Below are 21,587 nucleotides of genomic sequence, written 5' to 3' on the forward strand. Positions count from 1 at the left end.
GTCAGAGATGCACGCCGACGAGTCCTTCTCCGTCGCCGCCTCGCCGCAGCAGCTGGAGCGGACAGCCCGGGCACTGCTCGAGGCCGGATTCCAGGTGCTGATCGCCGACACCGTCGACGAGGCGCGCAAACTGGTGGCCGAGCTGCTGCCGCCCGACCGGACGATCTTCACGGCGACCAGCGAGACACTGCGCCTGTCGGGCATCGCCGCGGACATCAACGATTCCGGCCAGTACCGGTCGGTGAGAGCCGAGGCCGGCGACGCCCCCCGGGACGTGGAGGCGCAGATCCGGCTCGGCGCGCTGCCCGACGTCGTCGTCGGCAGCGTCCACGCGGTCACCGAGGACGGCCGGCTCGTCATCGCGTCGGCCAGCGGCAGCCAGCTCGCCCCCTACGTCAGCGGCGCCCGCAAAGCCATCTGGGTCGTCGGCGCCCAGAAGGTCGTCCCGGACCTGGAAACCGCACTCCGCCGGGTCCGGACCCACTCCCTGCCGCTGGAGAACAACCGCCAGCAGGAACTGAGGGGCCTGGGCAGCTTCATCGGCAAGATCCTGATCATCGAGCGCGAGGGGCTCCCCGACCGCTCCACCGTCATCCTCACCGCTGAGACCATCGGCTTCTGAAAAGCGCCTCGCGCCGGCCGGGCACGGCGCGGGCAGCAGCGGGCCGGGTGCGGCGGCCTTCGCTCTTCTCGGAAACCTTCGAACCGGGCGGCCGCGGCAGAAGAGCGGCCGTGGCTGCCCGGTCGCCGTCGGGACGAGACTGCGGCCCGGGGCGCCCTTTGGGTGTTACTGTCGCGCCGTGTCCAAGACCGAGATCGACGCGGTGACCGCCGAGTTCTTCGGTGCCTTCGACAACCGGGGCGGCAAGGCCGCCGATGTGGCCCGGATCCGCCGGCTGGTTCTTCCGAACGGCGTGATCGTCAAGTCCGGTCCGGAGTTCACGGTCTATACCGTGGACGAGTTCATCGAGCCCCGCCGGCGGCTGCTGACCGACGGTCGGCTTGCCGAGTTCTCCGAGTGGGAGGTCTCCGAGCGGACCGAGATCGCGGGCGACATCGCATCGCGGTTCAGCGGGTATCGCAAGTCCGGGATCCTGGATGGTGAGTTGTACGAGGGCGGCGGGACCAAGACCATCCAGTTCGTCCGCACCTCGGACGGCTGGCGGATCACCGCATTCGCTTGGTACGACCAGCCCTGACGTCATCACTCGCCGGTCGCCGGCGCAAGCCCCGCCCCCACCACCCACATGTGCCCTGGTGGCCGCTCACCAGAGGGCAGCCTGCTCGCCCGACGGACCGGTACTGGGCGGCTTCGCCGCCGCGTTCACTCGGGTCTTGGCGTTGATGGCACGAGGTTCCGTAGTCACGGCACCCGACTCACGTAGCTGTCGGACGGCCGTGATCACTTGGGCGGGCCGGTAGACGGTCTCCAAGAGGGTGTAGCGCTGGAGCTCCGGGACGGTTCGCCCCTTGGGCGCCTCGGATATGAAGTCGTGCAGGATCCGTCGTAGCGGAGCCGTATCCGGTTCGAATACGAGATCCAGCATCTGCTGTTCGGTGTCCCTGGGGTCGCGGTAGCGGACGCCGTAGGAAGGGTCCACCTTCCACATGGCGTCCTTCATCTTCTCCAGTCCTCGCTCGTGCTGGGTGCCGAAGATCAGGTAGAGCTTCCTGCCGCCCTCGTCGACCATCTCGAAGTACAGCGTGTGCGTGAAACCGGCCTGGCGCAGCGTGGCCCGGTATTGCTCGCGCAGGAACGTGAACTTGTGCGAGGAGGGCTGTCGGAATACGTCTTGCCACTCCTGGCTGCCGAAGGCTTCGTCGCCGAGTTGCCGGTGGCCGTCGTGTCTCTCGGCGAACCGGGTGAGGAAGGAGGGTTCGAAAGTCACCATGACTTCGGTGCTTCGGTAGCGACCGAGTTCATACAGGAGCGAGAACGGAATGTCCGGTCCACCGAAGCTGTCCAGGAGGACGAAGAGGGGCTTGCCCAGCCTGCCGGTGCTCTGCAGTTGCCTCAGGAGGGTCGGGTGGAAGTCTCCATGCCCGATGTCGACCGACAGACGTGCAGTGATGTCGTCCGCATGCCTGGATTCAGCGAGGGTCATCTGGTGTTGCAATTCTTCTACCCGTCGGTGGTCTTCCTCCATGAGGATCAGACGCATGCGCTTCGGGAAACGGCGCAGAGCGCGGGCGAAGACCTCGTAGGCGACGACGGGAGATCCGGGCTCGCCCTGCTTGTAGACGCCGGCCCCCGCGAACCCCTCCGCATAGGTGATCACGTCGTTCCGCGACAGCAGAATCGGCGCCCACGCTTCCAAGTACCGCTTGAGTAAGTCGTGTTTGGCAGCCGTGTGCGGATCGCGCTCCCACACGGCATCCTTCGGTACGGCCATGACCGCTCCCCCTGCTCCCATACGGCCCCGCTGGGGAGAGGGTCACACACCGTTTCCATATGTGACCAGAGCGCGTACGGCGTCCGTTGAAGATTGGCCGTTACTGCACTGTTGCCACGTGCAGCCGGGGCGGCATCTGGTCCCACGTGATGCCGGCGAGTTCACGGCCTCCGGACTTGGGGGTGCGGCCGCCCCACTGCTTGAAGAAGAACGGCACGTCGGCGTCGTTGCAGGCATCGCGGATCTCGACCAGCCATTCCTCTTGCACTGGGCGGTGCCGGGGGCCGGATTCGCCACCTGCGATCACCCAGCCGATACCGTCCAGGCGCAAACCTGCCAGAGGGCCGAGCAGCGGTTCGCAGGACAAGAACCGCATCGCGGCCGGCACTTGCCGCAGGTCGTCGACGCGATCCAGGTGATCCGCGTTCTCGACGGAGACGCCCATCCAGAGGTTGGCAGGCCAGTCGAGTTGGCCTGCCAGTCGCCGGAGCCTGCGGGCCCTCTTCGTCAGGAGTTGATAGGTGTGCTGTGGAGTGTCGGCGATTACCTGGAAGACCTGCTGTACGAAGTCCAAGGGCACCTTGGCGTGGAACAGGTCGCTCATTGAGTTGACGAAGACCATGCGGGGGGTCTTCCACTGACGGGGGATGGCCAGCGTGTCCGGATGGAGGGTGAGGCCGAAGCCGGGGCCGGAAGTCCTGGGGTCACCGTCGGCTTGGTACTTCGCCACCCCCATCGCCTTGAGGCGTCTGGATAACGTCAGGGCGTAACAGTTGTCGCACCCGGGAGAGATGCGATCGCAACCGGTGGTCGGATTCCAGGTCGCCTCAGTCCACTCGATAGTGCTGCGATCGCCCATGGGGTCCCCTCCCGTAGCAGTCGGGCAAGGGCCGCCAGCGCTTGCCCACTCTGCGCTTCGACTGCGCTGCCTAACGAGCGACGTACCGAACTGGCACGCGACCGTGCCCATCTTTCAGGTCGAACGCATGTTCTGTGAAGGGGGTGTCTCCTGTGGGGCTGTCGGGGGCAGGCAGCCGTGGCAGGGCGCGGTTCGCCGTTGAAGACCTGCCGGGCGTGCCAGTCGCGATGAGCCGAAACAACAGTGCATGCGCCGCGAGGGCTATGACTTGCTCGCGGGCTGCGAGGCTGTAGCCGACGAAGCGCTGTGAGACAGGATGCGTTGATCGTCTCCCCGTCGAGGAAGGCCGCATCGGGTCCGTCGAGCGCCCACCAACGTGCGTGGGCGTCCTCCGGCCCTGCCTGCCGACATCGCATTGACGCTGCCGTCCAATCCGCAATCGGGCGTGGTTCACGAGTAGCAGCGGTGAGTATTGGACTCCTGCTTTCAAGTCCCGGTGCGAGTCGACCGATGGCAGCCTCTGGCAGTTCTCGCCCCAGGTTTCGGGGCTCCCGATCCCACCGGCCGGCGCCTCTGTTGGCCAGATCCTCGATGCCGGAGGCGGGTGGGCTGACGGAAGAGTCTTTCCTCCAGCTCCTCACTGTGCTGGAGGGGCATGCATCGGGCTGGACGAAGACCGGCTTGAGGTGCTTCCTCGGCAGCGCGGTCGGTAAGTCGTCCTATCGACCTGACGTGGACGATCCGTGTGTGCGGGACGGGCGTATGCGCAATGCGCTGGCTCAAGATCTGTGTCCGATGGAGGCTTGCCGCGGGTACACACAGTGCAATCGGACGGCAGCGAGCGTGGCGTCGCGAGGGAACACGATGTCAGCTGGAACGTCTACGCTGCTCCGCATGTCAGACAACACAACAACCGCTCAGGTTGGCTGGATGAAGCCGACCGCATCCAAGCCGTCTGTCCCGCGCTCACCCACTCGGTAGGTTCATCCCATGCCCGGCCGCCTCCTTGAACTACATGTCGAGAACTTCCGCAGCCTGCGCGATGTGACGATCCCTCTCGGGCCACTGACAGTCCTCGTAGGACCCAACGGGGTTGGTAAGTCGAACGTATTGAAGGTCTTCGACTTCCTGGCTGCCATCATCCGCACCGACCTACGGCCTGCCCTGGACGAGCAGGGAGGCTTTGACGAAGTTGCCTTCTGGGGTGGCGAGAAGCCGCCGACGTCTCTCAAGATCCATCTCAAGGCGAACTGGACCACTCACGCGAGTTTGAATGCTCCAGATGAGTACGCCTTGACCATCCTCAGGCGCACGGCTCCCAGGTCAGACAGCCCGCAGTCCTACATCCTTTCGCGTCGCGAGAGTTTCGCTTTTAAACGCACTGGGGGCAGAGGACGACGCATCACTATTTCCGGTGAGGAGGCCACAGTTGTCGACGAGCGGGCAGGTCGTGAGTCGGGGCGCGACAAGATCGGCATTCAACGTTTGAGCAGTGGACTCTCGACACTGCCACGCCTGGGCCGTTCGGACGGTGGCGAGGAGGTGTCCAGGGTTGCCGAGCGTCTCTCCTCGTTCCGGGTGTTCGATGTGGATGTCAACGCGGCAAGGCAGCCCACACGATCCAGTTCTACGTTGGCTGGTCACTTGGCGCCTCACGCCGAGAACTTGGCGGCATTCCTTGTGCAGCTCAGTGCTGACGAGGAACGGTGGGGCCTGCTGACCGCAGATGCCCGCCGATTGCTCCCACAGCTAGAAGCTATTGAATTTGAACAAGTTGGAGGTTACGCGGACCGACTGGCCGTGGTGTTGCACGAGAAGGGCCTCCGCCGCACCACTCCGCTGGCAGATGCGTCGTTCGGCACAGTACGTCTGCTGGGGTTGCTGGCCATGTTGTATGACCCGCACCCGCCGGCACTTACCTGCGTGGAAGAGATCGACCATGGTCTGCACCCGCAGGCACTCGAACTGATCGTGGAGCGGATGCGGGAGGCTTCGGAACGAACCCAACTTATCGTGGCAACGCACTCACCAGCCTTGGTGGACCGTCTGACGCCCGAAGAGTTCATCGTGTGCGACCGCGATGAAGGCGGTGCCTCGATCATCCCCGCCCTTTCCGTGGAAGAAGTGAAGGCCATCGTCGCAGAGACCGGTGATCAGCCACTCGGCGAGCTTTGGTTCTCAGGCGTTCTGAGAGGTGATCTAACGGAGGATGACCTGTGAGGCGCGGAGGCGCGGTCAAGGATTCAGCCAAGGGGATCGTGGTCCTGGCGGGGGAAAGCGCCAACGATCGACGCATTCTGGCCTCTTTGATCAAGGGTCTCCACCCGACCCTAGCTGCCGAAGTTATGCTCACCGAGATCACTGATCCGGTCCGACTCCGCAAGAAGACGGGTGAAGAACTGGCTACGGCTGCAAACGTTTTGGTGAACAAGGCGCGTGGCAAAGCAAGGCTGAAGAAGGGAAGCCTCGTAGGCGTCTTCGTGCACGAGGATATGGATGCTCCTCCGGGGCCCGCGTACGACAGCGCTCGTCGGAATGTGTCGGCGGCTCTTGCCAGAGCCGCCGGCAGCAGTGAGTCGGTTTATGCCCTGGCGGCGGCTGAGTCCGAGGCTTGGCTCCTGCTCTTTCCCGAAGCGTTCACCCTGTACAGAACATCCTGGAAGCTTCCTACCTCTTGGCAGGGCAAGGACACAGGGCGGCGGCGCACACCCAAGGAAGACCTTGAAGCTGAGTTGAGGAGTCCACGGTTCAGGGAAACCGACGGACCGGAGATAGCCTCCAAGGCTCTTGCCCATGGTCTGCTTTCCGAACCAAAGGGTACGAACCGGTCATTCAGTGAGTTCGCCTTGGATCTCTCTGCGTGGCCGGTACGACGGAGCCGGGGATGCTGATCACGGGGCCCTCACCCATAGGCTGCCTCGCGTCTCACAGGCTGGGAACTGACGCGTACGACCGCCGACGCAAGCCCCAACTCGGCCGACCGACAGGCACCAGCAAGGGCGGGACCCGCAGGCCCCGCCCCACCATCCGTGCGAAACCCCGGGTCACGGCCAGACCAGGCAGTACGGCTGGTGTCCCGCCTCGTGCAGACGGTGGCTGAAGTCCTGCCATTCGTGCAGGAGTTGGTAGACGTTGAACGCGTCCCGCGGGCCGCCGCGGTCGGGGACCGTGGACCAGATGAACGCCGCCGCGCCGACCGCCTCCTCGCCTATGCCGCGCAGGGGGTCGACGACCGTCATGGGCAGCTTCACGACCGCGTAGTCCGGGTGCAGGACGACCAGCTCGAGCGGCGGCACCTTGTGCAGCGGGACGCCCTCGATGCCCGTGAGGACCATCGCCGCCATCGTCTCCGGCTTGATCTTGGTGAACATGCCGCCCATGCCGAGCTCGTCGCCGCCGAGTTCCTCGGGGCGCATCGAGATCGGGACGCGGGCCGCGGTCGCGCCGTCGGGCGCGCCGAAGTACTTGTACGTCACCCCCACCCGACCACCATTCCTGCTTCCCGTACTGAGCTGATCGATCCGACGTTCCATACGTCGTTCGTCGCGCTCCGACTCACCCGGTACGCCGTGTCCTTTGAGTGCTTCCGCAGATTCCTCCGCTTCGCGTCGGTGCCTTCCCCGCCGGGCACGTCGAGGACCCAGGTCGTCAGTCCCCTCGCCCAGTCCGCCACCGCGATGCATATCTCCACCCGACTGCTTTTCTAGGACGCGTGGCCCCCGCCGCGCAACCCGATCATCGTGTCAGTGACCTCCCCCACGGCCGCACGCCGAAACGTGCGCTGAAATACCTCTCCGCGGGATCTTCGGAGCCCCCGACCACGCCCGTGTGCGTCATGGGGCCCGTGAGCTGTGTGTATCAGGTCCCAGTCTCGCAGACCACGGGGCTCGGGGAGGGGGCACCGGGCCAGGAGACCGGGCGCGGGGCCGGTCGCGGGCCGTGCAGAGGAGCCGGGCCCGTGTGCCCGCTGCCGCCGGCGGCTGCTGGCCTACCCTGATGAGGTCACTGGCAACCGGATCCCGAGCAAGTCGGAGAAGGTCGGAGAAGTCGCAGGTCATGAGCGAATTGCCCTATTCATACGACGCGCCTGTCTCGCAGGCCCTGTTCGACCGAGCGGCCGCCGTCACCCCCGGCGGCGTGAACTCCCCGGTGCGCGCCTTCGGCGCCGTGGGCGGCACGCCCCGGTTCATGGTGTCCGGCAGGGGGCCGTACCTCACCGACGCGGACGGGCGCGAGTACGTCGACCTCGTGTGCTCGTGGGGGCCCATGATCCTCGGGCACTCCCACCCCGAGGTGATCGCCGCCGTGCAGGAGGCCGTCTCCCGCGGCACCTCCTTCGGCACCCCCGGTGAGGGCGAGGTCGCGCTCGCCGAGGAGATCGTCGCCCGGGTCGAGCCCGTGGAGCAGGTGCGGCTGGTCAGCAGCGGGACCGAGGCGACCATGTCGGCCATCCGGCTCGCGCGCGGGTTCACCCAGCGCGCCAAGGTGATCAAGTTCGCCGGGTGCTACCACGGGCACGTGGACGCGCTGCTCGCCTCCGCCGGGTCCGGCGTGGCCACCTTCGCGCTGCCCGACACCCCGGGCGTCACCGGCGCCCAGGCCGGCGACACCATCGTGCTGCCGTACAACGACCTCGAGGCCGTGCAGGAGGCCTTCCACCGGCACCCGGGCGAGATCGCCTGCGTGATCACCGAGGCCTCGCCGGGCAACATGGGCGTCGTGCCGCCGCGGCCCGGGTTCAACCAGGGCCTGAAGGACGCGTGCCGGGAGAACGGCGCCCTCTACATCTCCGACGAGGTCATGACCGGCTTCCGTACCAGCCGCGCCGGCTGGTACGGCGTCGACGGCGTCCGGCCCGACCTGATGACCTTCGGCAAGGTGATGGGCGGCGGCTTCCCCGCGGCCGCGTTCGGCGGCCGTGCCGACGTCATGGCGCACCTCGCGCCCGCCGGGCCCGTCTACCAGGCCGGCACCCTCTCCGGGAACCCGGTCGCCACCGCGGCCGGCCTCGCCCAGTTGCGCCTCCTCGACGAGGCCGCGTACGACAGGGTCGACGCCGTGTCGGAGCAGGTCCGCGGGCTGGTCACCGAGGCGCTGAGCAAGGAGGGCGTCGCGCACCGGGTGCAGAACGCCTCCAACATGTTCTCCGTCTTCTTCACCGACCGTGAGGTCCGTGACTACGAGGACGCCAAGAAGCAGGAGTCCTTCCGCTTCACCGCGTTCTTCCACTCGATGCTGGCGCAGGGCGTCTACCTGCCGCCGTCGTCCTTCGAGTCCTGGTTCGTGTCCACGGCCCACGACGAGCAGGCCGTCCAGAAGATCGCCGACGCCCTCCCGGCGGCGGCCCGAGCAACTGCGGAGGCGACGGCGTGAGCACCCCGAGCGACATCACGGTCGTCCACCTCATGCGGCACGGCGAGGTCGCCAACCCGGACGGGATCCTGTACGGGCGGCTGCCCGGCTACCACCTGTCCGAACTCGGCCGGCAGATGGCCGACCGGGTCGCCGAGCACCTGGCCACCCGCGACATCACCCACGCCGTCTCCTCCCCGCTGGAGCGGGCCCAGGAGACGGCCACCCCGATCGCCAAGGCGCACGGCCTCGACCTGGCCACCGACGAACGGCTCATCGAGGCCGACAACATCTTCCAGGGCAAGACCTTCGGCGTCGGGGACGGGGCGCTGCGCCGGCCCGAGAACTGGAAGTACCTGGTCAACCCGTTCAAGCCGTCCTGGGGCGAGCCGTACCTCGACATCGTCGTACGGATGATGCGGGCGCTGGACGCGGCCAAGGACGCCGCCCGCGGCCACGAGGCGGTGCTCGTCAGCCACCAGCTGCCGATCTGGATCGTGCGCTCGTACGTCGAGCGGCGGCGGCTGTGGCACGACCCGCGCAAGCGGCAGTGCACGCTCGCCTCGCTGACGACCTTCACCTACCAGGGCGACCGGATCGTGTCCGTCGGCTACTCCGAGCCGGCCCGCGACCTCGTCCCGGCCCATCTCCTCGCCGGAGCCAGGCCGGTGAAGGGGAAGGACAAGGCCTTCGGCGCCTGAGACGTCCGAAGCGTCATGACGCGCTCGTGACATTCGTTGCGGAACCGGTGAGCTCGGCCGGAACCTCCCCGTTCGTCATGTCATCTGACTGTGTGACTGCCAGATGACATGACGAACGGGGTTGTAATGCGCGCGCTCTCTCGGAGAGGAATGCTCGGTCTCGGTGCGGGAGCCGCGGCCACCGTGGGACTGGCGGGCTGCGGCAGCCTCAAGCCGTCGCACGGGTCGACCCGCGGCCAGGGCGCCGGAGGCTCCGGAGGGCACGGCAAGAAGCCCACCGGGCATCCCGCCCGTCCCCTCGGCGACGGCTCGACCTCCTTCACCGGCAGCCAGCCCGGGCAGCCGGAGAAGCCCGAGCCGCTGGAGCCCGGCCAGACCCCGCCGCAGTTCGTCGTCTTCTCCTGGGACGGCGCCGGCGAGGTGGGCAACGGCCTCTTCCCGCGCTTCCTCGACCTCGCCAAGGAACACGGCGCGCACATGACCTTCTTCCTCTCCGGCCTCTACCTGCTGCCGGAGTCGAAGAAGCGCCTGTACGACCCGCCCAACAACCCGCGCGGCGCCTCCGACATCGGCTACCTCACCGACGACCACGTCAAGGCCACCCTGAAGAACGTCCGCCGCGCCTGGCTCGAAGGGCACGAGATAGGCACCCACTTCAACGGCCACTTCTGCTCCGGCTCCGGCACGGTCGGCAACTGGACGCCCCAGCAGTGGAAGAGCGAGATCCAGCAGGCCAAGGCCTTCGTCAAGGAGTGGCGCACCAACACCGGCTGGACCGACCTGCCCGCCCTGCCCTTCGACTACGACAAGGAACTCGTCGGCGGCCGCACCCCCTGCCTGCTCGGCCAGGACAACCTGCTGCCCACCGCCCGCGAGCTCGGCTGGCGCTACGACGCCTCCTCGCCCGGCGGCCGTCAGGTCTGGCCCGACAAGAAGCAGGGCCTGTGGGACCTGCCCCTGCAGCAGATACCTTTCCCCGGACACAGTTTCGAGGTCCTGTCGATGGACTACAACATGCTCGCCAACCAGTCGGTCAACTCCACCAACGCGCCCGCCTACAACTACCCGGCCTGGCGCGAGCAGGCCGCCCAGGCGTACATATCGGGCTTCGAGCGGGCCTACGACACCAACCGCGCGCCCTTCTTCGTCGGCAACCACTTCGAGCAGTGGAACGGCGGCATCTACATGGACGCCGTCGAGCAGGCGCTGAAGCACATCGCGCGGGAGAAGGAGAAGGGCGCGGACGTGCGCCTCGTCTCGTTCCGGCAGTTCGCCGACTGGATGGACGTACAGAAGCCCGAGGTGCTCGCGAAGCTGCGCACCCTCGACGTCGGGCAGCAGCCCGCCGGCGGCTGGAAGGATTTCTTCAAGGACGTCTCCACGGCGTCCACGGCGTCCACGGCCTCCACGGCCTCCGCGAATACCGTCTGACGTGCGCGTTCCCGGCCCCCGGGCGACCGCGAGGGGGGTGCGCAAGATCCTCGGAACGGACATGCGAAACTTTTCACATGACCGCCGCCAGCCGCGCCCCCCTGCGCTCGAACCGACGAAGCCGTGCCGCCCTCGCCGCCCTGGCCGCGGCCGCCGCGCTGACCGTGTCCGCGTGCGGTTCGGGAGGCACCTCGGGCGGGGGCGGTGACACCAACTTCGTCATGGGCAAGGACGGCATCTCCACCGCGAAGAAGGGGGAGCGCGCCGCGGCGCCCGACCTGTCGGGCAAGACCGTCGACGGCGGGCAGGTCGACGTCGCCTCCTTCAAGGGCAAGGTCGTCGTCCTGAACATGTGGGGCTCCTGGTGCGCCCCCTGCCGGGCCGAGGCGCGCAACTTCGAGACGGTCTACCAGGACCTCAAGGACCAGGGCGTGCAGTTCGTCGGCATCAACACCCGCGACACCAGCATCCAGAACGCGGTCGCCTTCGAGAAGCAGCAGGGCATCACCTACCCCAGCCTGTACGACCCGACCGGCAAGCTGATGCTCCGCTTCAAGAAGGGCACGCTCAACCCGCAGGCCGTCCCCTCCACTCTCGTCCTCGACCGGGACGGCAGGATCGCCGCCCGCTCGCTGGCCGCGCTCAGCGAGGAGAAGCTGCGCAAGATGGTCACCCCGGTCCTCGCGGAGAAGTGACGTGAGCGCCGTCACCACGCTCGCCGCGACGGGCTACAACGGCACGGTGCTCAACGGCGCCCTGCTGGTCGCCCTGCCCGTCGCGCTGCTCGGCGGACTCGTCTCCTTCTTCTCCCCGTGCGTCCTGCCCCTCGTCCCCGGCTACCTCAGCTACGTCACCGGGGTCACCGGCACCGACCTGGCCGAGGCCCGGCGCGGGCGGATGGTGGCGGGCGCCTCCCTGTTCGTGCTCGGCTTCACCGCCGTGTTCGTCTCCAGCGGCGCGCTGTTCGGATACTTCGGCGACAGCCTCCAGGACAACAAGGGCGTCCTGTCGAAGGTGCTCGGCGCGTTCATGATCCTCATGGGTCTCTTCTTCATGGGCCTGATGCCGTGGATGACCCAGCGTGAGTTCCGCCTCCACAAGCGGCCGGTGGCCGGCCTGGCCGGCGCCCCCGTCCTGGGCGCGCTGTTCGGCATCGGCTGGACGCCCTGCATCGGGCCGACGCTCGCCTCCGTGCTGGCCCTGTCCTCCCAGCAGTCCAGCGCGGGCCGCGGGGCCGTCCTGACCGTCGCCTACTGCCTCGGCCTCGGCGTGCCCTTCGTGCTCGCCGCGGTCGTCTTCCGCAAGGCGCTCGGCGCCTTCGGCTGGGTCAAGCGCCACTATGTCTGGGTGATGCGGATCGGCGGCACGATGATGATCGTGACCGGTCTGCTGCTGCTGACCGGCGCCTGGGACCGCCTCGTGCAGGACATGCAGTCCTGGTCCGCCGGCTTCACTGTGGGGATCTGATCGATGAGCAAGACCACCGCCGACAACGCCCCCGCCACCGGCGAGGACCAGGACCTGGGGGCCGCCGGCTCCCAGCTGTCCACCGCGCCCAAGGAGGAGCTGCCGAACATGCCCTCCCTGGGCGTGATCGGCTGGGCGCGCTGGTTCTGGCGCCAGCTCACCTCGATGCGGGTGGCGCTGCTGCTGCTCCTGCTGCTGTCGCTCGGCGCGATCCCGGGCTCGCTGATCCCGCAGACCGGCATCGACGCGACGAAGGTCGCCCAGTTCCGCAAGGACCACAGCATCCTCGGGCCGGTCTACGACAGGCTCGGCCTCTTCCACGTCTACAGCTCGGTGTGGTTCTCCGCGATCTACATCCTGCTGTTCGTCTCGCTCATCGGCTGCATCGTGCCCCGCACCTGGCAGTTCGTGGGCCAGCTGCGCGGCCGCCCGCCGGCCGCCCCGCGCCGCCTGACCCGGCTGCCCGCCTACACCACCTGGCGCACCACCGCCGAGCCCGAAGCGGTCCGCGAGGCCGCGCTCACCCTGCTGAAGAAGCGCCGCTTCCGGGCGCACGCCACCGGTGACGCGGTCGCCGCCGAGAAGGGCTATCTGCGCGAGGTCGGCAACCTCGCCTTCCACGTTGCGCTGATCGTGATGCTGGTCGCCTTCGCCTGGGGCCAGCTGTTCAAGTCCGAGGGCTACAAGCTGGTGGTCGAGGGCGACGGCTTCGCCAACACCATCACGCAGTACGACAACTTCAAGTCCGGCAACCTCTTCACCACCGACGACCTCACCCCCTTCAGCTTCGACCTGAAGGACTTCCGGGGCACCTACGAGGAAACCGGCCCCAACCGGGGCACGCCGCGCACCTACCAGGCCAGGATCAACTACAGCGTGGGCGCGTACGGCAAGGAGAAGAGCACCACGATCCGGGTCAACGAGCCGCTGGCCGTCGGCGACTCCAAGGTCTACCTCGCCAGCCACGGCTACGCGCCCGTCGTCACCGTCCGCGACGGCAAGGGCAACGTCGTCTACCGCGACGCCGTGCCGCTGCTGCCGCTGGACTCCTTCGCCACCTCCTCCGGCGCGATCAAGGTGATGGACGGCTACCGCAACGCCAAGGGCGTCCGGGAGCAGCTCGGCTTCCAGGCGTTCTTCCTGCCGACCTACACCGTGGGCAGCGAGACGGCCTCCACCTTCCCGGCGCTGCGCAACCCGACGCTGAACCTGGTGGGGTACCACGGCGACCTCGGCGTCGACTCGGGCATCCCGCAGAGCGTGTACCAGCTCGACCTGAAGAACATGAAGCCGTTCAAGAAGGCCGACGGCCAGGTGCTGCGCAAGAACCTGCACCCCGGCCAGACCATGACGCTCCCGAACGGCGCCGGCTCGATCACCCTGGAGAAGCACGTCAGGGAGTGGGCGCAGTTCCAGATCACCCAGCAGCCCGGCAGCGGGTGGGCGCTGGGCGGCGCCCTGGTGGCGATCTTCGGTCTCGCCGCGTCGCTGTTCGTCCAGCGGCGCCGGGTCTGGGTACGGGCGACGCGGGGCGCCGACGGCGTCACGGTCGTCGAGATGGCCGGGCTCGGCCGCAGCGAGTCCGCCAAGGTGCCCGAGGAACTCGGCGACCTCGCCGGAATCCTCTACGACCAGGCGCCGGGCGCCCCCGACGCCGACTCCGCCCCCGACGCCGACGACGCCCCCGACCCCTCCGTCCCGGTCTCCGCCGACTCCTCCGACTCCGCCGATCCCTCCGATTCCCCCGACCCCGAAGTCGTTCCTGCCGAAGGGGCTGAGAAGCAGTGACTCTCGCCGCCGCCACCAACGAACACCTCGCGAACATCAGCAACACGCTGATCTACTCCGCGATGGCCGTCTACACCCTGGCCTTCTTCGCCTACATCACCGAATGGCTCTTCGGCAGCCGCAGCAAGGTGGGCCGCACGGCCGCCGCGCTCACCGAGCCCAAGACGTCCAAGAAGGCGGCGGCTCCCGCCGTCACCGTCAAGAAGGCCGGCGGCACCGCCGTGCTGGAGCGGCCGAAGGTCGTCGTGCGGTCCGCCGCCGGCTCCCGTGACGTGCCGGACGGGCCGGGCGCGCACGGCGGGGACGCGCAGGGCGACCTCTACGGGCGCATCGCCGTCTCCCTCACCGCGCTCGCCTTCCTCGTCGAGTTCGGCGGCGTGCTCGCGCGGGCCCTGTCGGTGCAGCGGGCGCCGTGGGGCAACATGTACGAGTTCAACATCACCTTCTCGACGGTCGCCGTCGGCGTGTACCTCACGCTGCTCGCGCTGAAGAAGAACATCCGCTGGCTCGGGCTGTTCCTGATCACCACGGTCCTGCTCGACCTCGGTCTCGCCGTCACCGTCCTGTACACCGCCAGCGCCCAGCTCGTGCCCGCCCTGCACTCGTACTGGCTGTACATCCACGTCTCCACGGCGATCCTGTGCGGCGCGGTCTTCTACGTCGGCGCGGTCGCCACGCTGCTGTACCTGTTCAAGGACAGCTACGAGAACAAGCTCGCCACCGGCGGCAAGCCCGGCCGCTTCGCGACGTCCTTCCTGGAGCGGCTGCCCGCCTCGGCGAGCCTCGACAAGTTCTCCTACCGCGTCAACGCGGCCGTCTTCCCGCTGTGGACGTTCACGATCATCGCGGGCGCGATCTGGGCGGGCGACGCGTGGGGCCGCTACTGGGGGTGGGACCCCAAGGAGACCTGGTCGTTCATCACCTGGGTCGCCTACGCCGGTTACCTGCACGCCCGCGCCACGGCCGGCTGGAAGGGCCGCAAGGCCGCCTACCTCGCCCTGCTCGCGTTCGGCTGCTGGCTGTTCAACTACTACGGCGTGAACATCTTCGTCTCCGGCAAGCACTCCTACGCGGGCGTGTAGGACGGAGTCTTCACCCCATCGGGTGCGCGACGTTCCCGTGCGCGTCAGGCTGGTGTCATGACCGGTTCCATCGAACAGGGCACCAGCCAGACCCACGGGAACACGCATATCCTGCACTTCCTGGTGCGGCTCCCGCGGCCCATGGAGCAGGCCTGGCCGGCACTGGCCACCCCGGAGGGGCTCGCGGAGTGGTTCACCGCCGTCGACGTCCTCGAGCCCCGGCTCGGCGGCGAGGTCTCCCTGCGCGACCTGGGCGACGGGCAGGTCACGGCGTGGGACGTGGACCGGGTCGCCGAGTACACGCTGCGGGGCGGCGGGCGGGTCAGGTTCCACCTGGAACGGGCCGGTGAGGACGGCTGCCTGCTCCGCTTCACCCACGAGTTCCAGGGCGAGCACGAGTCCGAGGCCCGCTGGCGCGCCCGCTTCGAGCGCCTGATCGACGTCCTGGAGACCCGCTCCTAGGGCCGGTCACGCAGAGTCGCTCACAGTCGCTCACCGGTCCGCTCACCGACTCGCTCACCGGTTCACTCACCGATGTCCTCGTTCCACAGGGCCGGGTGTTCGCCGATGAAGTCGCGCATCATCGCGGCGCACTCGGGGTCGTCCAGCAGCACGATCTCCACGCCGTGCTCCGCCAGCCAGTCGTGCCCGCCGTGGAAGGTCTCCGCCTCGCCGATCACGACCCGGGAGATGCCGAACTGCCGGACCAGGCCGGAGCAGTACCAGCACGGCGACAGGGTCGTCACCATCGTCGTGCCGCGGTACGAGCGCTGCCGTCCCGCCGCCCGGAACGCGGCCGTCTCCGCGTGCGCCGAGGGGTCGCCGTCCTGGACGCGCCGGTTGTGGCCGCGCCCGAGGAGGGTGCCGTCGGCGCCGTACAGCGCGGCCCCGATCGGGATGCCGCCCTCGGCGAGGCCGGCGCGCGCCTCCGCGACGGCGGTGCTGAGCCAGGTGCGTGCCTGTGCCGGATCCATGCGTCCCACTCTCCGGTGGCGGGAACAGCAGGGCAACCGCCGTGCCGGCGGCGGCGGGCGGCGGCCGGGCGGGCGCCGCCGGGATCTTCACGCGTTCTTCCCTTACGGGCGGTTTCCCCCGGGAAACGGCACAGAAGGCGCCCCATCCCCTACGGTGAGCGCGTGGATGAAGAAGAGGACAAGCGGCTGGCCGCCCTCACCCCCGAGGTCTCCCGCCTCTCCATCGACCTCCTGCGCAGGGCGGCCGGCACCTACCCCGCCGAGGAGATCGCCCGGGAGGCCCTGGACTGTGCCGACGACATCCTCGACCGCTACGGAACGGACGGCCTGCGCGTCCTCGTCATGAGCCTCACCTGCTGGGCCACGGTCCAGGTGGAGATCAACGCCCACGCCTCCGGCCGCCCCCTGGAGTCCCTCCTGGACGACATGCAGCTGACCTGGCTGGAGACCAACCCGGAGGAGTGAGCGAGACCAACCCGGAGGAGTGAGCGGCGCCGCCCGCACCCAGTGGTGCGGGCAACTGGTCCTCAGTGCGCGCCGCCCACCCGCAGCAGCAGCTTGCCGGTGCTGGTCCGTGCCCCCATCAGGCGGTGCGCCTCCGCCGCCTCCTCCAGGGCGAACTCGGCCGTCACCGGCAGGGACACCGTCCCGTCCACCGCCTTCGCGAAGGCCCGTTCGGCCAGTGACCGCAGCTCGCCCGGTGCGGTCCGCGCCAGCGTGAGGATCGAGAAGCCGCCGACCGACACGCCCCGTGGATACAGCTCGGGCTGCCCCACGCTCCAGGCCGGCGCCGAGCTCGCGTTGCCGAAGGAGACCAGCCGCCCGAAGACCGCGAGCGAGGCCAGGCCGGCCCGGAGGGTCTCGCCGCCGACGGGGTCGAGCACGAGGTCGACCCCGCGGCCGCCGGTCGCCGCCCGCACCGGCTCCGCGAACTCCCCGACGAACACCTCGTCGTAGCCCTGTTCGCGCGCGTACGCCGCCTTCGCCGCGCCCGACACCACGCCGTACACCGCCCCGGCGCCCGCCGCCTTCGCCAGCTGCCCCGCCACGGTGCCGACCCCGCCCGCCGCGCCCTGCACGAGCACCGTCTCGCCGGGCTGCAGCCGGCCCACGGAGTGGACGAGCGCGTAGGCCGTGGGCAGCACGGTCGGCAGCGCCGCCGCCGTGCGCAGGTCCACACCCGCCGGGAGCGGGAAGACGGTCACGGCGTCGGCGAGGACCACGTCCGCGTACGCCCCGCCGCCGGTCAGGGCCGTCACCTCCTGCCCCGCGGTCAGACCGGTGACGCCCTCGCCCACCGCACGGACGCGGCCGGACACCTCCAGGCCCGGCCGGAAGGGCAGGTCCGTGACCCGGTAGCCCTCCGAACGCGCTTTGAGGTCGGCGAAGTTGACCCCGGTGTACGCCACGTCGACGCTCACCTGGCCGGGGCCCGGTTCGGGGACGTCGGCCTCCACCACCTTCAGCACCTCGGGACCGCCGTACTCCTGGAACTCCACCGCGCGCATGCCAAAACCCCGTCCAGCCGAAACTGTTCAATCAAAAGCGAACAGTCGTGAGTGTATGGTTCTCATCGAACACTGGCAAGCGGAGAGCGGACAGGAGCACGGCGTGGCACAGCGGACCACCACCGGTCATCGGGCCGCCCCCGAACACACCCACCCCGACGACGTCTCCGTGCAGACGGCGCTGGCCGCCCTCGCCGACCCCGTACGCCTCACCCTGGTGCGGGAGCTGGCGGAGTCGGCCGAGTGGTCGCGCAGTTGCGGCAGCTTCGACGTGCCGGTCGGCAAGGCGGCGCTCAGCCACCACTTCGCCGTACTGCGCGGGGCGGGTCTGGTGGAGCAGCGCGACGAGGGCCCCCGGCGGGTCAACCGCCTGCGCAGGAGGGAGTTCGACGCCCGCTTCCCGGGCCTGCTGGAACTCGTCCTGCGACCGGACGCCCCGCCCCGGGAGGCATGACGTCCGCGAGCGGGCGGCCCATACACCTTGCCGGGTGCCGGGTGCCGGGTGCCGGGTGGCGTCACCCCCGGCAGGCGTCCGTGCTCTCAGGCGTCGTCGTTGTCCTCGCCGCGCCGGTTCTCCTCGCGCAGCGACTTCAGGAACTCGGGGTTGTCGTCGGGAGCGACCCAGCGGGCCCGCCCGGCGGCCGGCGCGGTGCGCTTCCGGCCGGCGACCAGCCACGCCACCGGGCCGACGAGCACCTCGCCGAACAGCAGGATGATGAACACCCAGGCCACCTTGGGCAGCCCGCGCACCTCGTCCTCGGGCGTGTTCAGGCAGTCCACGAACGCGTAGATCCACAGCGCCAGGACCAGCAGGAAGGGCAGATACCTGAGCATCGTCGTGCGATCCCCCAGACGTGTGAGCGGGCCCCGGTGACCGAGCCAGCGTATCGGGTGGCAGATACTGGGACGCATGGCATACGACGATCTTCGCTCCCTGCTCAGGGCACTGGAACGCGAGGGCGACCTCAAACGTGTCAAGGCCGAGGTGGACCCGTACCTGGAGGTCGGGGAGATCGTCGACCGGGTGCAGAAGGCGGGCGGCCCGGCGCTGCTGTTCGAGAACGTGAAGGGCTCCTCGATGCCCCTCGCGATGAACGTCTTCGGCACCGACCGCCGCCTGCTCAAGGCCCTGGGCCTGAAGGCGTACGGCGACATCAGCGACAAGATCGGCGGGCTGCTGAAGCCGGAGCTGCCGCACGGGTTCGTCGGCGTCCGCGAGGCCTTCGGCAAGCTCGGCGCGATGACGCACGTACCGCCGAAGAAGGTGAAGGACGCGCCGGTGCAGGAGGTCGTGCTCACCGGCGACGACGTCGACCTGGAGCAGTTGCCGGCCCTGTTCACCTGGCCCAAGGACGGCGGCTCCTTCTTCAACCTCGGGCTGACCCACACCAAGGACCCGGAGACCGGGATCCGCAACCTCGGCCTGTACCGCCTCCAGCGCCACGACCGGCGCACGATCGGCATGCACTGGCAGATCCACAAGGACAGCCGCAACCACTACCAGGTGGCGGCCAGGCGCGGCGAGCGCCTGCCGGTCGCCATCGCCTTCGGCTGCCCCCCGGCCGTCACCTACGCCTCCACCGCCCCGCTCCCCGGCGACATCGACGAGTACCTCTTCGCCGGGTTCGTCGCGGGTCGGCGGATCGAGATGGTCGACTGCAAGACCGTCCCGCTGCAGGTGCCGGCGAACGCGGAGGTCGTGCTGGAGGGGTGGCTGGAGCCCGGCGAGATGCTGCCCGAGGGCCCCTTCGGCGACCACACCGGCTTCTACACCCCGCAGGAGCCCTTCCCCGCCCTGACGATCGACTGCGTGACGATGCGCAAGCGGCCCCTGCTGCAGTCGATCGTGGTCGGCAGGCCGCCGACGGAGGACGGTCCGCTCGGCCGGGCGACGGAGCGGTTCTTCCTCCCGCTGCTGAAGATCATCGTCCCGGACATCGTCGACTACCACCTCCCCGAGGCGGGCGGCTTCCACAACTGCGCCATCGTCTCGATCGACAAGAAGTACCCCAAGCACGCGCAGAAGGTCATGCACGCGATCTGGGGCGCGCACATGATGTCCCTGACGAAGCTGATCGTGGTGGTCGACTCCGACTGCGACGTGCACGATCTGCACGAGGTCGCGTGGCGGGCCCTGGGCAACACGGACTACGCCCGCGACCTCACCGTCGTCGAAGGCCCCGTCGACCACCTCGACCACGCCTCCTACCAGCAGTTCTGGGGCGGCAAGGCGGGCATCGACGCGACGAAGAAGTGGCCCGAGGAGGGCTACACCCGCGACGGCGGCTGGCCCGACATGGTCCTGTCCGACCCGGAGACAGCGGCGAAGGTGGACCGCCGCTGGAAGGAGTACGGCCTGTGACCAGCGCCTCCGCCGCGATCCCGCAGCCGGGACGCACCAAGGCCTTCCTGCGCCTGGTGATGATCGAGCACTCGGTCTTCGCCCTGCCGTTCGCGTACATCGCCGCGCTCACCGCGATGTACGAGTGGGACAGGAACATCCACTGGGGCAAGCTGCTGCTGGTCACCGTCTGCATGGTGGGCCTGCGCACCTTCGCCATGGCGGTGAACCGGATCATCGACCGGGAGATCGACGCCCGCAACCCGCGCACGGCGCACCGCGAGCTGGTGACCGGCGCGATGTCGGTGAAGCACGCCTGGACGGGCGCCCTGATCGCGGTGGTCGTCTTCCTCGGCTCCGCCGCCCTGCTGAACCCCCTCTGCCTGGCCCTGGCCCCCGTCGCGGTGATCCCGATGGTGGTCTACCCGTACGGCAAGCGGTTCACGAACTTCCCGCAGGCCATCCTGGGCCTCGCCCAGGCGATGGGCCCGGTCGGCGGCTGGCTCGCCATCACCGGCGAGTGGTCCTGGGACGCGGTGATCCTGGGCCTCGCGGTCGGCGTCTGGATCGGCGGCTTCGACCTGATCTACGCCTGCCAGGACGTCGAGACCGACCGCGAGATCGGCGTCATGTCGGTCCCGGCCCGCTTCGGCATCCCCGCGGCGATCTGGGGCGCGCGGGTCTGCCACGCGGTGACGACGGCACTGTTCGTCTGGTACGCCCTCGCCACCGGCGCGGGCGCCTTCTTCTGGCTGGGCCTGCTGATCGTGGCGGGCGCGTTCGGGTACGAGCACTCGATCGTCCGCCCGCACGACCTCTCCCGCCTGAACCGGGCCTTCTTCAGCGTCAACGGCTTCATCGGCATCGCCCTGTTCGGCTGCGCCCTGCTGGACCTGCTGGTACGGGGGCTGACGCTGTGACGCCGTGACGGGCGGTGGGGTGTTGCGGGATCAGTTGCCGCGTGCCTCACCCCGGGTCATGGGGATGCCTGGTCTCACCTTGGCGATGGCCTCGAAATCGTCGTCGACGTGCAGGACGGTCAGGCCATGCCGCTCGGCGGTGAGAGCGATCAGGATGTCCATGGGGGAAGGTCCGCGATGGTGCCCGATCCTCACCAGGTCCCGCTGTACCTCTACGATCTTCGGCCACGGGTCGTCGAGTGCGGGAACCCAGCCGAAGGTCTGGCCGAGAACGGTGAAGAAGGGCTCGTAGTCCCGGTCGGACCGGAGGCCCGGCATCAGTTCGGCCTCGACGGGAGGACAGATGGCGACCAGTCCTCGTGCCACACGGTCGGGCCACGGTGGGCCGAGCTGCCGGCGCAGAAGCCGCCACACGGCGGAGGTGTCGGCCAGGTACGTCACAACCCCGCCCGTTCCCGTTCCTCGAGAAGGTCGAAGTCCAGGAACGCGTCGGCGTTCTCCTGGAGCCAGCCCAGCGCACGTGCCCGGTCGTCGGCGCTGATGGCGGACGCTATGGTCAACGCGCGGTCGATGGTCTCCCGCTTGGTCTTGGTGCCGAGCTGGCGCTGAGCGAAGGCCAGCTTGTCGTCGTCGATGTCGACCAGGGTCTTGGACATGAGGCCTCCCACGACCGGGCGTATATATCGCCGACAACCTTATATCAACCAGTGGCTGCCGGGTCGGCAGCGCCGCCTGCGCGGCGCCCGGGCAGCGCGGTCCTGAACACCCCCC

General features: G+C 68.8%; 23 protein-coding genes and 1 pseudogene. 16 read left to right on the top strand and 8 right to left on the bottom strand.

The genetic code is table 11. From position 1 onward, the window contains the following. The first annotated feature begins 7 nt into the window (after positions 1-7). Both ACH4ZX_RS18475 and ACH4ZX_RS18480 read left to right on the top strand, forming a co-directional pair. Complete coding sequence (locus tag ACH4ZX_RS18475; RefSeq protein ID WP_398273340.1) at positions 8-622, top strand: LUD domain-containing protein; 615 nt, start codon at positions 8-10, stop codon at positions 620-622. Positions 623-800: 178 nt separating this feature from the next. Further along, on the top strand, positions 801-1,199 hold the full coding sequence (locus ACH4ZX_RS18480) for a DUF4440 domain-containing protein (RefSeq protein WP_398273343.1): 399 nt from the start codon (positions 801-803) through the stop codon (positions 1,197-1,199). A 66-nt stretch (positions 1,200-1,265) separates the two neighbouring features. Here the strand turns inward: ACH4ZX_RS18480 and ACH4ZX_RS18485 are convergent, their stop codons facing one another. Together ACH4ZX_RS18485 and ACH4ZX_RS18490 are read right to left on the bottom strand one after the other, a co-directional pair. Further along, a complete protein-coding gene (locus ACH4ZX_RS18485) occupies positions 1,266-2,393 on the bottom strand; it encodes a three-Cys-motif partner protein TcmP (RefSeq protein WP_398273346.1) in 1,128 nt (375 codons plus the stop codon). 100 nt (positions 2,394-2,493) lie between these two features. Then, positions 2,494-3,252: a DUF5131 family protein gene (locus ACH4ZX_RS18490; RefSeq protein ID WP_398273349.1), complete on the bottom strand. Its 759-nt coding sequence runs from the start codon at positions 3,250-3,252 to the stop codon at positions 2,494-2,496. A gap of 990 nt (positions 3,253-4,242) precedes the next feature. Between ACH4ZX_RS18490 and ACH4ZX_RS18495 the strand changes: the two genes are divergently transcribed. Both ACH4ZX_RS18495 and ACH4ZX_RS18500 read left to right on the top strand, forming a co-directional pair. After that, on the top strand, positions 4,243-5,472 hold the full coding sequence (locus ACH4ZX_RS18495) for an AAA family ATPase (protein ID WP_398273352.1): 1,230 nt from the start codon (positions 4,243-4,245) through the stop codon (positions 5,470-5,472). Continuing rightward, positions 5,469-6,143 (top strand): hypothetical protein, encoded by a 675-nt coding sequence (locus ACH4ZX_RS18500; RefSeq protein WP_398273355.1) that lies wholly within the window; start codon positions 5,469-5,471, stop codon positions 6,141-6,143. Before ACH4ZX_RS18495 ends, ACH4ZX_RS18500 begins: the two co-directional genes overlap by 4 nt. Positions 6,144-6,296: 153 nt before the next feature. Here ACH4ZX_RS18500 and ACH4ZX_RS18505 read toward each other — a convergent pair whose 3' ends face one another. Next, positions 6,297-6,935 (bottom strand): hypothetical protein, encoded by a 639-nt coding sequence (locus tag ACH4ZX_RS18505; protein WP_324786420.1) that lies wholly within the window; start codon positions 6,933-6,935, stop codon positions 6,297-6,299. Positions 6,936-7,308: 373 nt separating this feature from the next. On the opposite strand from ACH4ZX_RS18505, the gene hemL reads away from it, so the two are divergent. The 8 genes from hemL (at position 7,309) to ACH4ZX_RS18545 (ending at position 15,535) form a co-directional block, all read left to right on the top strand. Next, positions 7,309-8,625 (top strand): glutamate-1-semialdehyde 2,1-aminomutase, encoded by a 1,317-nt coding sequence (gene hemL, locus ACH4ZX_RS18510; RefSeq protein ID WP_398273358.1) that lies wholly within the window; start codon positions 7,309-7,311, stop codon positions 8,623-8,625. Between the two features lie 32 nt (positions 8,626-8,657). Beyond that, a complete protein-coding gene (locus tag ACH4ZX_RS18515) occupies positions 8,658-9,305 on the top strand; it encodes a histidine phosphatase family protein (RefSeq protein WP_398273656.1) in 648 nt (215 codons plus the stop codon). Between the two features lie 126 nt (positions 9,306-9,431). Next, on the top strand, positions 9,432-10,736 hold the full coding sequence (locus tag ACH4ZX_RS18520; RefSeq protein WP_398273361.1) for a polysaccharide deacetylase family protein: 1,305 nt from the start codon (positions 9,432-9,434) through the stop codon (positions 10,734-10,736). 77 nt (positions 10,737-10,813) lie between these two features. Further along, positions 10,814-11,431, top strand: coding sequence for a TlpA family protein disulfide reductase (locus ACH4ZX_RS18525; protein ID WP_398273364.1), 618 nt, complete (start codon positions 10,814-10,816; stop codon positions 11,429-11,431). Between the two features lies 1 nt (position 11,432). Beyond that, entirely contained in the window at positions 11,433-12,203 is a 771-nt protein-coding gene (locus ACH4ZX_RS18530; protein WP_398273367.1) for a cytochrome c biogenesis CcdA family protein, read from the top strand. A 3-nt stretch (positions 12,204-12,206) separates the two neighbouring features. After that, on the top strand, positions 12,207-13,991 hold the full coding sequence (locus ACH4ZX_RS18535; RefSeq protein ID WP_398273370.1) for a cytochrome c biogenesis protein ResB: 1,785 nt from the start codon (positions 12,207-12,209) through the stop codon (positions 13,989-13,991). Next, positions 13,988-15,073: a c-type cytochrome biogenesis protein CcsB gene (gene ccsB / locus ACH4ZX_RS18540; protein WP_398273372.1), complete on the top strand. Its 1,086-nt coding sequence runs from the start codon at positions 13,988-13,990 to the stop codon at positions 15,071-15,073. Before ACH4ZX_RS18535 ends, ccsB begins: the two co-directional genes overlap by 4 nt. 57 nt (positions 15,074-15,130) lie before the next feature. Then, on the top strand, positions 15,131-15,535 hold the full coding sequence (locus ACH4ZX_RS18545; RefSeq protein WP_398273375.1) for an SRPBCC family protein: 405 nt from the start codon (positions 15,131-15,133) through the stop codon (positions 15,533-15,535). 62 nt (positions 15,536-15,597) lie between these two features. On the opposite strand, the gene ACH4ZX_RS18550 is transcribed toward ACH4ZX_RS18545, so the two are convergent. Continuing rightward, positions 15,598-16,047 carry a nucleoside deaminase gene (locus ACH4ZX_RS18550; RefSeq protein WP_398273378.1) on the bottom strand — a complete coding sequence of 150 codons (450 nt, stop codon included), beginning with the start codon at positions 16,045-16,047 and terminating at the stop codon, positions 15,598-15,600. 162 nt (positions 16,048-16,209) lie between these two features. Here ACH4ZX_RS18550 and ACH4ZX_RS18555 point away from each other — a divergent pair, with 162 nt between their 5' ends. Beyond that, positions 16,210-16,512, top strand: a complete 303-nt coding sequence (locus ACH4ZX_RS18555) for a hypothetical protein (RefSeq protein ID WP_360751445.1) — start codon at positions 16,210-16,212, stop codon at positions 16,510-16,512. 62 nt (positions 16,513-16,574) lie between these two features. Here the strand turns inward: ACH4ZX_RS18555 and ACH4ZX_RS18560 are convergent, their stop codons facing one another. Next, positions 16,575-17,555, bottom strand: coding sequence for a zinc-binding alcohol dehydrogenase family protein (locus ACH4ZX_RS18560; protein WP_398273381.1), 981 nt, complete (start codon positions 17,553-17,555; stop codon positions 16,575-16,577). Between the two features lie 55 nt (positions 17,556-17,610). Between ACH4ZX_RS18560 and ACH4ZX_RS18565 the strand changes: the two genes are divergently transcribed. Beyond that, positions 17,611-18,009, top strand: coding sequence for an ArsR/SmtB family transcription factor (locus ACH4ZX_RS18565; protein ID WP_398273384.1), 399 nt, complete (start codon positions 17,611-17,613; stop codon positions 18,007-18,009). A 104-nt stretch (positions 18,010-18,113) separates the two neighbouring features. On the opposite strand, the pseudogene ACH4ZX_RS18570 reads toward ACH4ZX_RS18565, so the two are convergent. Then, positions 18,114-18,389, bottom strand: a pseudogene (locus tag ACH4ZX_RS18570) (PLD nuclease N-terminal domain-containing protein); the annotation flags it as partial. A gap of 76 nt (positions 18,390-18,465) precedes the next feature. On the opposite strand from ACH4ZX_RS18570, the gene ACH4ZX_RS18575 reads away from it, so the two are divergent. Continuing rightward, entirely contained in the window at positions 18,466-19,917 is a 1,452-nt protein-coding gene (locus tag ACH4ZX_RS18575; RefSeq protein ID WP_398273387.1) for a menaquinone biosynthesis decarboxylase, read from the top strand. Next, on the top strand, positions 19,914-20,816 hold the full coding sequence (mqnP, locus tag ACH4ZX_RS18580) for a menaquinone biosynthesis prenyltransferase MqnP (protein ID WP_398273389.1): 903 nt from the start codon (positions 19,914-19,916) through the stop codon (positions 20,814-20,816). The genes ACH4ZX_RS18575 and mqnP overlap by 4 nt, the downstream gene beginning before the upstream one ends. Positions 20,817-20,846: 30 nt before the next feature. Here the strand turns inward: mqnP and ACH4ZX_RS18585 are convergent, their stop codons facing one another. Both ACH4ZX_RS18585 and ACH4ZX_RS18590 read right to left on the bottom strand, forming a co-directional pair. Next, on the bottom strand, positions 20,847-21,257 hold the full coding sequence (locus ACH4ZX_RS18585) for a PIN domain nuclease (protein WP_398273392.1): 411 nt from the start codon (positions 21,255-21,257) through the stop codon (positions 20,847-20,849). Next, positions 21,254-21,472: a type II toxin-antitoxin system VapB family antitoxin gene (locus ACH4ZX_RS18590; RefSeq protein ID WP_398273394.1), complete on the bottom strand. Its 219-nt coding sequence runs from the start codon at positions 21,470-21,472 to the stop codon at positions 21,254-21,256. The genes ACH4ZX_RS18585 and ACH4ZX_RS18590 overlap by 4 nt, the downstream gene beginning before the upstream one ends. Positions 21,473-21,587 lie beyond the last annotated feature (115 nt).

The organism is Streptomyces sp. NPDC020490, assembly GCF_044335305.1.
GTDB lineage: Bacteria > Actinomycetota > Actinomycetes > Streptomycetales > Streptomycetaceae > Streptomyces.

What these genes read in the sequence shown, in the direction of transcription:
- ACH4ZX_RS18475 (WP_398273340.1), top strand. Translation starts at nt 8, where the DNA reads ATGCACGCCGACGAGTCCTTCTCCGTCGCCGCCTCGCCGCAGCAGCTG.
- ACH4ZX_RS18485 (WP_398273346.1), bottom strand. Translation starts at nt 2,393, where the DNA reads ATGGCCGTACCGAAGGATGCCGTGTGGGAGCGCGATCCGCACACGGCT.
- ACH4ZX_RS18490 (WP_398273349.1), bottom strand. Translation starts at nt 3,252, where the DNA reads ATGGGCGATCGCAGCACTATCGAGTGGACTGAGGCGACCTGGAATCCG.
- ACH4ZX_RS18495 (WP_398273352.1), top strand. Translation starts at nt 4,243, where the DNA reads ATGCCCGGCCGCCTCCTTGAACTACATGTCGAGAACTTCCGCAGCCTG.
- ACH4ZX_RS18505 (WP_324786420.1), bottom strand. Translation starts at nt 6,935, where the DNA reads ATGCATCGCGGTGGCGGACTGGGCGAGGGGACTGACGACCTGGGTCCT.
- hemL (WP_398273358.1), top strand. Translation starts at nt 7,309, where the DNA reads ATGAGCGAATTGCCCTATTCATACGACGCGCCTGTCTCGCAGGCCCTG.
- ACH4ZX_RS18515 (WP_398273656.1), top strand. Translation starts at nt 8,658, where the DNA reads ATGCGGCACGGCGAGGTCGCCAACCCGGACGGGATCCTGTACGGGCGG.
- ACH4ZX_RS18520 (WP_398273361.1), top strand. Translation starts at nt 9,432, where the DNA reads ATGCGCGCGCTCTCTCGGAGAGGAATGCTCGGTCTCGGTGCGGGAGCC.
- ACH4ZX_RS18525 (WP_398273364.1), top strand. Translation starts at nt 10,814, where the DNA reads ATGACCGCCGCCAGCCGCGCCCCCCTGCGCTCGAACCGACGAAGCCGT.
- ACH4ZX_RS18535 (WP_398273370.1), top strand. Translation starts at nt 12,207, where the DNA reads ATGAGCAAGACCACCGCCGACAACGCCCCCGCCACCGGCGAGGACCAG.
- ACH4ZX_RS18545 (WP_398273375.1), top strand. Translation starts at nt 15,131, where the DNA reads ATGACCGGTTCCATCGAACAGGGCACCAGCCAGACCCACGGGAACACG.
- ACH4ZX_RS18550 (WP_398273378.1), bottom strand. Translation starts at nt 16,047, where the DNA reads ATGGATCCGGCACAGGCACGCACCTGGCTCAGCACCGCCGTCGCGGAG.
- ACH4ZX_RS18560 (WP_398273381.1), bottom strand. Translation starts at nt 17,555, where the DNA reads ATGCGCGCGGTGGAGTTCCAGGAGTACGGCGGTCCCGAGGTGCTGAAG.
- ACH4ZX_RS18565 (WP_398273384.1), top strand. Translation starts at nt 17,611, where the DNA reads ATGGTTCTCATCGAACACTGGCAAGCGGAGAGCGGACAGGAGCACGGC.
- ACH4ZX_RS18575 (WP_398273387.1), top strand. Translation starts at nt 18,466, where the DNA reads ATGGCATACGACGATCTTCGCTCCCTGCTCAGGGCACTGGAACGCGAG.
- ACH4ZX_RS18590 (WP_398273394.1), bottom strand. Translation starts at nt 21,472, where the DNA reads ATGTCCAAGACCCTGGTCGACATCGACGACGACAAGCTGGCCTTCGCT.